The following is a 9,281-nucleotide window of genomic DNA, read 5'->3' on the forward strand; positions in this document are numbered from 1 at the left end:
TGGAGCGGGTGACGAGAATCGAACTCGCGCTCTCAGCTTGGGAAGCTGCGATCTTTTGGCGTCTGTCCGGGCAATGACCTGGGTGAACGCCCCGGTTGCGGCCTCCTCAGGCTGGACCGCTTTCACCGTGATTCCCCGCTGTTCCCCGCCTCATCTGGTGCGGTTGTGGTGCGGCGCACGGCTCTGACGGACGGACCCTACGCGCAGATGGGTTGGCGGGCGCATCAGAGATGGCGCTTGGACGCTCTAACCAGTCGACTGATGTCGTCGCGGGTCTTCACCCTGCGCTGGTCCAGTTCGGTCCTGCTGTCCGTCTTGGACAGGGCTGTGACGTCCGCAAGTGCAGCTTCTGCCGCCTCGCTCAAGGCGTCGTCATCGGTGAGCATCTGCACCCGGAAGAGAGCCTCTTGGGCGTTGGAACGCAGGTCGTATGCGCGGACTCGCACCACGCTGGGGTCCTCGTGTGGCGGTTGTTCGTGTTCGCAGAACCAGAGATGTACCAGGCAGCGGCGGTAGTTGATGAGTGCGCCGGCGTAGGCGGAGTAAGCATCGAGTCGCTCCTGCCGGAGCCTCTCATGCCGGGTGAACTCATGTCCCTTGTCGGTGGTGCGCTGCTGAAACGCCAGGGTGAGCCCCGAGCCGAGCAGGGTCCCCAGAACGGCTATGGCACTGGCGATGATGGTCTCCACACCCCAAGCTGATCACGTATCGCCGACCGGGCGCAGTACCCGCTCTGCTCTCCCGCCAACACGCTTTCCAACTGTGTTGGTGGGGTGCGGGGCGGTGTGCACGGGCGTTCATGGGCGGGCGGCCCGTACGTAGTGTCCGGCGTGAGGTCGCCTGTGAACGGCCGTGAACGGGGCTGAATGAGACGGAAACTGAGACGGGCGTCCCCACCCTCCGGCACCACTGGCCGGGGGTGAAGTCCCTTACGTTCTCGATGACCTCGGCGAATCCCACGACGGGCCGACCGGCTGAGTCGTCCGACCGGCCAGATCGATGGTCGAACAGCCTCGTTCCACGACAGGATGCCCTCATGCGCCACGCTTACGAAAGGTCCGAGCTGCTCAAGTTGACCCGCCGCTACGTCACGCCCGGCCAGCGGTATCTAAAACTCGGTGGCAGCCCTCTCGGGATGAGTGGGCGCGAGCGCGGCAAGTTCACGCGGAAGTTGGGAAAGGCTGCCAGTGCTATCAACCCGCGAGAACTGGAGACCCTGCTCAACGGAGGATGGCGCGAACGCACGACGGCAGCCTGGCTCATCGCCGTTGCCGGCCGAACCGAGTTCCGCGAACGCCTCGGCGAACTGCTGCTCGCCAGCGAAGTACCCTTCGCGGGGGAGGCATACTGCGTCGCTCTCGCCACCTTCGGCGCCCCTGCCGACGCCGACCTCCTGGGCGCTTACCTCGACCGCTACCTGCTCCGCCCCGACCTCGACTACGACCAGGCAGCTGCCCTCGGTGCGCTCTTGTTGCTCGACGCCAGGCTCGGCGCCAGCCAGGCGGCCCGGTTCCTCGTGTCAGACGGCCTCTGGCAGCAGTGGGTCGACGGACCGCCGACCAAGGACTACGACGCCCCCGGCAGTTACCGCGAGTTCATCGGCCAACTATGCGTAGTCGCTGACGAGAGCGCCAGACACTGCACAGCAAGGAGCCGATGACCCTTGGCGCGGAGACACCTGATCCTTCCGCACCACGAGGGTGATCGCTCCGGCACCCTCACCTTGGGAAGCTGCGATCATTCGAGGCTGAATCGGGCGCTGACCTCGCCATACGGCTGGCTCACGCATCTGTTGGGCTCGCTCGTTCTCTCCGCCATCCCCCGATCAATCTGATGCGCATCTGGTGCGGTGCCCAGACGAATCAGTCATGACTGCTGCCGCTGCGGGGCCTTCTACCGCCTGGTCGCACCCGTCCCGGTGGCGCAGACATGTGCGTGGGGATCGGAGCATTGCCCTGACACCCACCGTGGCACCTTGTAGCATCAAATGCTTGGGGAGGGTGCATGAGCTTTTGGCGAGAACTAGGCTTTGCAAGCAATCCGTACGTGGTTAAACCACTGCCATCAAGTGCCGACGGTAGAGAATTGCTCGTTGGACGAGACGTAGAACTGCGGGCCTTACTGCGCAGAATCGAAGAGGGGGATACCCACATTGTTCTAGAAGGTCCGAATGGCGTGGGGAAGACAAGCCTTGTCGCAGTCGCAGCCTGGGTCGCTAGCCAGCGATTTCAAAGAAGGGAAACAGTTCAGTTATACCTTCCCCTCCCTGAAGCGCTGCAGATCAAGGAAGATGCCTCGGAGTTTATCAGCGACTGCTACTTCGCCATCGCTCGCGCATTTCTTGACAACGAAGAAGTCCTCAAGCGAGCCGATCGCAAAGTGCCGAAGACAAGAGACGTCAAGGCCTGGCTTGAAGCTCCCGTACTGAAAGGACGCGGGCTGAACCTAACCTCTCCGTTCGGGGGTGGAGGCCTTACGGGCAGCGCAGCGGCGAACAGTTCGACGGGATTCTCGAATGCCGGGTTCAGGGCCACCATCAGGTCGTGGCTGCGCGAAGCCTTCCCGGAGGGTACCGGCGGCTTGGTTGGCGTCATCGATAATCTGGAGCTCCTAGAAACGTCCGCTGCGGCGCGGCGTCTACTCGAAGAAATACGTGACCCCGTCCTTCAACTCGGCGGTATGCGTTGGGTTCTGTGCGGCGCTCGTGGAATCGCGAGGAGTGTAGCGACGACACCACGCCTCAACGGTGTACTTTCCGACCCGATCGAAATTACACCCGTCGCTGATGAGTACATTCCAAGCCTGATTGATACCAGGTTGCTGCACTACTCTGTGAGACCAACTAGCAAAGCACCGGTATCCGCTTCATCGTTCGAGCACGTTTACGTCGTCACCCACAAGAACTTGCGTGATTCCCTTAGGCACGCACAAAGCTTTTCCCAGGACCACGAGTCGGAATTCTTCCAGTCTAAAACAGAGACTGAGATAGACGAGGCTTTTACTCAGTGGCTCGAAAGCCAGGCAATTAAGCACGAAGCCAGCGCTAAGATGCAGCCCCGCACTTGGACGCTACTCGAAGACTTGGCTACCTTTGGAGGAACCTGCTCACCTAGCGACTACGAGCAGTTCAACTTCAATGACCGAGCACACATGCGCAAGAACGTCGTGGAACTTGAGAGATACGGACTGGTCAACAGCAGCAGGGACGACGACGACCAAAGGCGTAGGTCCATCGAGATCACTTCAAAAGGATGGCTCGTGCACTACGCCCGCTCTCACGGCCTGGGGTCGCCCGTTATTCCAGGCATGTGAAAGGAAATAGGAACCAGGCTGGAGAGTGGCCGTGCTAGTGCGACCTAATGACGACAACCTATGGGCAGCGTACACGGGCCACTCTTAGACTTTTGCCGACAACAGTTCCAGCAGGCCAGCGGCTGGCCAGAAGTGCTCATCGAGCCAACTCTCGGCCTGCGCCCCACCGCCATGCTTGCAGGCGTTCCGTTCTCGTAGAAGCGATTTGAGAAGCTGCTGTGCCGTGAGAGCTTTCTTGGGGTCTGCGTAAGCGAACTCCATGGGCTCAGTAGAAAGAGCCTGCTGGCGGCGAGCTTCCCTGATCAAATCGGGAAACTTCGTTCGGTCGGGCATCTGCGTGATGCGTTTAAGAATCAGCTCGGCAGCTGTGTGAAGCTCCTCGATCACCACCTCCGCATCGACCTCACGCACGCACCACGCTGCCATCACAGTCTGTGCTACGACTAGGCGCAGACCCAGCTCCTGGTTGTCGCTACGCGGCCACAGCGAGTGAATTGGCCAAACCGAAGATGCTCGAATTGCCCGAAGCGTAGGAATGTAGGACTCATCCGTCGTGTAGTAACGGTCGTACCAACCGCAGCGATATTTGGTGAGTATGTCAACATAGCCGTGCCCAAGTCTGCGGCGGTACGCAGGGCTCCGCCGACCTGGGGTAGCCTCGGCAACGGTGGGTAGGTCGCGCCGAAGTCTTTCCAGGAAGATGTCCAGGCCGTAGCTCCAGCCGTCCATGGCCGCGTAGCCGGCACCATCGCCTGTGGCGCGACTTCGCCAACGGATGTGCATGTCGCGAGCGCGACGCTGGGCAGCGGCGTTGATGGCTCGGACCACTCCGAGGTTCTCGGGGTGAAAGGAATACGTAGCGTCGAAGCCTGCCAAGACTCGCCCCCCCTTTTATTGAGTCATCCCGTCCGCTGGGATCCTCCCGCACGAGAGTACCGAGGGTATGACAGGGCCGGTTGACGTCCAGCCCGAGATCTTGTGCCAGAGCCCTGCCCATGACCGCTGGACGGCTCGCGAGCGATCTTGAAAGCGGTCGTGGCAGCGATGTTGCTTCCTGCCCCCTGTGGCATGCCTCTGCTACGACCGCTCCCGCTCGAACGGCACCCCACCCAACTCGGCGAGCATCGGCCAGGGCTACGCCTAGGATGACCATGAGCAAAAAACCTGTCATGCGGGGAACTGGAAGTGCAATAATTCCGGCATGGCTGAGATGAATGAGCTGGAAGAACATCAGATCCGCGAGTACGTGACTTCTCAGACAGCTCCGGGATCCGCGGACCAAGTGACCCTTGTGCAAAAGGTAGGTCGGCGAAGAGTGGCCCGCCGAAAATACGATCTATACGACGTCTGGATGTCAAGCGGGAAGCGTTGGTGGGTCATTACAAATATGACCAATCTTTACTCGCAGGATGACTTCAAGAGTCTAGAACAGGCATTCACCTACCATCTTGGCCTGAACGCAGTTCTTCATGAGCAGTTCAAGGTGCAACCGGCCGAAGAGCAGAACGAGCACGTCGGAAAGTCATGGCGCCGCTATGCTGGGGCCATCGAGGCAATGGTCACTGCGGAGGAAGCGGAAGATTTTCAGGCAGTAGGAATACGATGCCGCGAGTCTCTACTCGCCTTGGTGCGTGACAACATCGATGCACCTTGGGTTCGTGTGCACGGAGAGAAACCGCAGGTAGCTAACGCCAAGGCGTGGCTGGGGATCTTCGCCAATAGCCTCACCGCAAACAGCAAGCCCCGCGCGTATCTGAAGTCACTCGGCGAAAAAACGTGGGACCTAACCGTATGGCTGCAGCATTACGTTGACGCCTCAGAGGTAGACGCCGAAATTGTACTAGGCGCGACTCAGGAGCTCCTGCGTACCTTTACTCTATTGCGTGTGGGCCACGAAGAACAAGTGGAGGAACGCTGCCCGAAATGCGATTCGTACCAGGTTGTGAAGGAGAGTAGCGGCCTGATTGAGCAGGAAGGGCACTTTGGCACACTGCTGTATGACGAATGCGCATCATGCGGATGGAGGTCTGAGGAGAAATTTGACCAGTGGTCTCGGGAGCGGCTTCAGCGGCTGATCGACTACAAGACTGGCACATGGAGCCCTCCTCGGAAGTCCATGGAAGATTTTGAGGTGACAGCCTCAGACGAGTCGCCGCAAGAATGAAGGTCGGCGGAACGGCTTTGGGGTGGCGCTGCTTTGGCGCGAGTGATCATGGCCCCGTAAGCTTCCGGCGCGTCGGGCAGTCTGTGGACCTGCCCGGTAAAGCACGACGTTGGGGCCATGATCTTCGAGGCTCGCGCCAAAGTGGCTCCGTAAAGCCGTGGAGCCGACCGCCCAAGCCACGACGTACGTCTTCTCTAACGGCAAGCGGCTGACTGCTGTGCGTGCGGCACGGGCGCCGGCCGGGCTGGAGCGGGGCGGAGACAGACATCCGATGCGGTTGATCAGTCAAGCGGTGTCGGGGAAGGCGGTCTGCTCGTCGTAGCGGATGCGGCGGGTGAGGCAGTGGTGCAGGCAGCCGAGCATGCGGTTGAACAGGTTGCGTTGTGCTGCGACGTGTCGTTCTTCGGTTGCTCGGCGGCGGTCGTAGTGGGCTCGTGCTCCGGGGGATGCTGTGAGGGCGGCGAAGGCCCAGTTGTAGCCGGCTGAGGCGAGACGCTGATTCTTGATGTGCCTGGCCAGGACGGTGGTCTTGCGTCCGGAGGATCTGGTGATGGGGGCGGATCCGGCGTAGGCCTTGAGTGCTCGGGCGGTGGTGAAGCGGGTGTGGTCGTCGCCGAGTTCGGCCAGGAGGCGGGCGCCGGTGAGGTGGCCGAGTCCGGGGAAGCTGGTGATGATCTCGGCGTCCTCGTGGGCGGTGAAGGCGTCGACGACCGCGTCCTCCAGCTCGTCGGCGCTGGTGCAGGCTGCCTCGAACTGCCGCAGCAGGGCGAGGGTCTTGGTGCCCATCGCCTGCTCCACCAGGGGCGGTTGATGCATCTGGGGTTCGCGCAGTAAGCCGTGGAGGCGTTCGACCTCGCCGGTGATCTCGCGTTGGCGGCCGGCCTTCTTGAGGATGGCTCGCAGCTGGGGGCGGGTGAGCTGGGCGGCCTGCGTGGGCGTGGGGGCCGCGGCCAGCAGGGTGCGGCTGACGGGTGAGGCGAGGCCTTCGCGGAAGTGTCTGAAGACGGTGAGGAAGGCGGGGAAGTATTCGCGCAGGTGAGAGCGCAGTCGGTTGCCGGTCTGGACGCGGTCCCAGACGGCGTCCTGCTGGGCTCGGGCCAGGACGGTGATGGCCTGGGCGAGGTGGCTGTCGGCGGGCAGGGGGCGGTGTTCGGTGGGGTCGGTGCGCAAGATGTGGGCCAGGACTTTGGCGTCGAGGTGGTCGGACTTCTTGCGGCTGAGTGCGTAGCGGTCGCGGTAGCGGGCGGCGGTGAGCGGGTTGATGACGTAGATCGGTCTGCCGGTGGCGCGCAGGCAGGCGACCAGGAGCCCGTGGGAGGTCTCGATGGCGACGGGGACTGGGTTGTCGGGGTTGTCGCCGTGGCGGGCCAGGAGGTCGAGGAGCTGGGTCAGGCCTGTGGGGCTGTCGTCGATGCGGAGCTTGGCGAGGAGGGCGCCGGTCTCGTCGAGCAGGGCGATGTCGTGATGGTCGGTGGCCCAGTCGATACCGCAGAACACGCTGGTCATAGGAGTGTCCTCTGATTGGCGGTGGCGTGGTGGTCCTCGCCGGGCAGGGGTTGCGCGTCTTCCTAATGGCAGGGCTCAACGGCCCGTCATCCGATCAGTCGTTCGCAATCCCAGCGGTCGTCAGGGGTCTCGGTCAGCTGCGGAACTGAGTGTTCGCCGAGCGGTGAGAGGTGTTCCCTGGCGGCGGCTTGGACCACGAGCCAACGATGCCGCTGTTGTGTCCTTGGCGGAGAGGGCGGGGGCGGTCCGCGCGGGACGAAGGCAGGAGCGCGGGCCGCCCCCGCCCCCTCCGCACGATGAGGAACGAACGGGCGGGCTGGCATGCGGGGCCGACTCTGTCTTGGGAGGTCAGGCCTCAGGAGCGGCTACGGATCACCGCATGCCGGCTCACTCAAGACGTTCGCCAGCAGGATCAAGACGAACGTCTTACGGCGCCATTAGGAGCGCAGGCCCGGCCGGGGGCCGGGCCGCGCGCGGTGAGCGGAGCGAGCCGCCTTGAACCCGTGAAGAAGGTTGTTACTCAGTAGCGGCTGTGATGCGCCACAAGGGAGCGTCGTACTGCTGCGGACGGCTGTTGATGAGCAGTTGGCGCAGGTCCTCGCGTAGGGAGCCGTTGAGGTTCAGTGCCTCGGTGATGCGGCGGAACGTCGTGTGAGTGACTCCGCGGCTGTGGGCCTCGGCTTCGAACTGGTCGAGCTGAGACAGTACGGTCTCCGGGTCGAGCTGTGCCGGTGGCTGGTCCTTGAGCCATGTGGCCTTGTTGCGCTCGTAGTCGATCTCCGAGTAGCCGCAGATTTCGCGGCTGTGCGCCTCGGCCTCGTCCAGGGTGGCGGTCGTCAGGATGGCGCGGGCCAACTGGTTGCGGGTCAGTGCCTCGTCCAGGTCGACCTCATGGACCGTCGGTCCTTCGTCGGTGAGGGGGACCGGGAGGCCGGCGTCTCGCATCTCGCAGGTGCCGCGTACACCTCGGGCTGTCGCTGCAAGCATCCCGGTTGCCTCGGAGGGGTGCCATTCCAGGACCGAGCTGATCGGCTCGACGTCCTTCATAGTGAGAGTGTGGATGAGCGGGCCGAGCATGCCGCGCAGTTCGTCGAGAGGGAGTTCGCCGTCGAGGCCGGGGCCCGCCACCAGGAGGCGGACGGGAGCGTTCACCTGGCAGCACGCGGCGAGTGTGATGGCGTCAGCAAGCGGGCTCTTCAGCGTCGGCTCGTCGCCGCGGGCGAGGATGTCTCCGCCCACGTCCAGGAGGTCGATCGAGGCCGGTGACAAGTGGTCCACGAGCTCTTCGAGTTGGCGAGTGACGCCCTCGACACCATGGCACGGATCGATCAGCGCGAACGTGTGCCAGAGCTCTGCTGCGAGTCGGGGGAGAGTCGAACCCGCCGGAGCAATCGGGCGGGCCTCGGCTGGCACTGCCCAGACCGCTGGGGTGAGGGGCTGAAGGCCGGTGAAGTTGTCCGGTCCTCGGGGACCTGGAACGGGGTCGATCAGGAGGCGGTCCCACGCGTACGTGAGGATCACCGCCTGGTCCTCGTCGCCGTAGAGGGCGGCGTGAATCATTGCGGCGGCGACTGCGTCGCCCCCTCCTCCTGCTGCGACGATCAACCGCGTCATGCGTCTCAGCCTACGGGGTGGGGGGTTGACCACTCACCCTATAGTGGCTAGAGGCCATAGCCACTTGTATCGAGAAGCAGGCCTCAGCTCGGTAGCGGGGTGCCCGCTTACTCGCCTGGGGCTCGCCTTGGGTGAGGAGGACTGATGCCGCAGATCGAGGAGGCTCAGCCGAAGTATCTCCAGATCGCGCACTACATCCGTGATCAGATTCTTCGGGGTGACCTGCGACCGGGGGACGAGGTGCCGTCGGAGCGGCAGTTGGCGGCGGACTGGAAGGTGTCCCGGCCCACGGCCGCAAGGTCGTTGGAGGCGCTGAGTCATCAAGGGCTGGTCGAGAAGCGCCAGGGGTCGGGCACGTACGTGCGGAGCCTCGAAGTCAACCGGCGGGCTCGTGAGCTGTACGGGCGTGCTCGGCAGACCGGGAAGATCTACACGCCGGGTGAGTATGCCGTGATCACCTCTGCCGGTTGGCTGGAGGCGCCGGATCACGTGGCTGAGGCGCTGGGCCTGGTCAAGGATCGCCGTGCGGTGCACCGGCGGCGGGTGACGAACAACCAGGACGGGCCGATCACGCTGTCCACCTCGTGGTTCGCTCCGGATGTCGGTCAGCGTGCGCCGAGGCTTCTGGAGCCGGAGCGGATCCAAGAGGGGACGCTGCTGTACGTCGAGAACATGACCGGACGGC

At 63.3% G+C, this 9,281-nt stretch carries 8 protein-coding genes; 4 read left to right on the plus strand and 4 right to left on the minus strand.

Features of this window, described 5'->3' with window-relative positions; all coding sequences use genetic code 11:
- Positions 1-224: 224 nt before the first annotated feature.
- On the minus strand, positions 225-689 hold the full coding sequence (locus ACFZDA_RS37430) for a hypothetical protein (RefSeq protein WP_391090286.1): 465 nt from the start codon (positions 687-689) through the stop codon (positions 225-227).
- Between the two features lie 347 nt (positions 690-1,036).
- Between ACFZDA_RS37430 and ACFZDA_RS37435 the strand changes: the two genes are divergently transcribed.
- On the plus strand, positions 1,037-1,660 hold the full coding sequence (locus ACFZDA_RS37435; protein ID WP_391090288.1) for a DUF6000 family protein: 624 nt from the start codon (positions 1,037-1,039) through the stop codon (positions 1,658-1,660).
- A gap of 344 nt (positions 1,661-2,004) precedes the next feature.
- Entirely contained in the window at positions 2,005-3,312 is a 1,308-nt protein-coding gene (locus tag ACFZDA_RS37440) for a hypothetical protein (RefSeq protein WP_391090290.1), read from the plus strand.
- 84 nt (positions 3,313-3,396) lie between these two features.
- Here ACFZDA_RS37440 and ACFZDA_RS37445 read toward each other — a convergent pair whose 3' ends face one another.
- Positions 3,397-4,188: a hypothetical protein gene (locus tag ACFZDA_RS37445; protein ID WP_391090292.1), complete on the minus strand. Its 792-nt coding sequence runs from the start codon at positions 4,186-4,188 to the stop codon at positions 3,397-3,399.
- Positions 4,189-4,513: 325 nt separating this feature from the next.
- Between ACFZDA_RS37445 and ACFZDA_RS37450 the strand changes: the two genes are divergently transcribed.
- Complete coding sequence (locus ACFZDA_RS37450; protein ID WP_391090294.1) at positions 4,514-5,476, plus strand: hypothetical protein; 963 nt, start codon at positions 4,514-4,516, stop codon at positions 5,474-5,476.
- A 285-nt stretch (positions 5,477-5,761) separates the two neighbouring features.
- Here ACFZDA_RS37450 and ACFZDA_RS37455 read toward each other — a convergent pair whose 3' ends face one another.
- On the minus strand, positions 5,762-6,982 hold the full coding sequence (locus ACFZDA_RS37455; protein WP_391090296.1) for an IS110 family transposase: 1,221 nt from the start codon (positions 6,980-6,982) through the stop codon (positions 5,762-5,764).
- A gap of 516 nt (positions 6,983-7,498) precedes the next feature.
- Positions 7,499-8,596 carry a DUF1152 domain-containing protein gene (locus ACFZDA_RS37460; RefSeq protein ID WP_391090298.1) on the minus strand — a complete coding sequence of 366 codons (1,098 nt, stop codon included), beginning with the start codon at positions 8,594-8,596 and terminating at the stop codon, positions 7,499-7,501.
- Between the two features lie 144 nt (positions 8,597-8,740).
- Between ACFZDA_RS37460 and ACFZDA_RS37465 the strand changes: the two genes are divergently transcribed.
- A partial coding sequence (locus ACFZDA_RS37465) for a GntR family transcriptional regulator (RefSeq protein WP_391090300.1) occupies positions 8,741-9,281 on the plus strand: 541 nt, incomplete at its 3' end.

The sequence above is a fragment of the Streptomyces sp. NPDC007991 genome, from assembly GCF_042958445.1.
In the GTDB taxonomy this organism is placed as follows: Bacteria; Actinomycetota; Actinomycetes; order Streptomycetales; family Streptomycetaceae; genus Streptomyces.

Excerpts from the sequence above, each read along its gene's own strand:
- ACFZDA_RS37435 (WP_391090288.1), top strand. The coding sequence starts at position 1,037 with ATGCGCCACGCTTACGAAAGGTCCGAGCTGCTCAAGTTGACCCGCCGC.
- ACFZDA_RS37440 (WP_391090290.1), top strand. The coding sequence starts at position 2,005 with ATGAGCTTTTGGCGAGAACTAGGCTTTGCAAGCAATCCGTACGTGGTT.
- ACFZDA_RS37450 (WP_391090294.1), top strand. The coding sequence starts at position 4,514 with ATGGCTGAGATGAATGAGCTGGAAGAACATCAGATCCGCGAGTACGTG.
- ACFZDA_RS37455 (WP_391090296.1), bottom strand. The coding sequence starts at position 6,982 with ATGACCAGCGTGTTCTGCGGTATCGACTGGGCCACCGACCATCACGAC.
- ACFZDA_RS37460 (WP_391090298.1), bottom strand. The coding sequence starts at position 8,596 with ATGACGCGGTTGATCGTCGCAGCAGGAGGAGGGGGCGACGCAGTCGCC.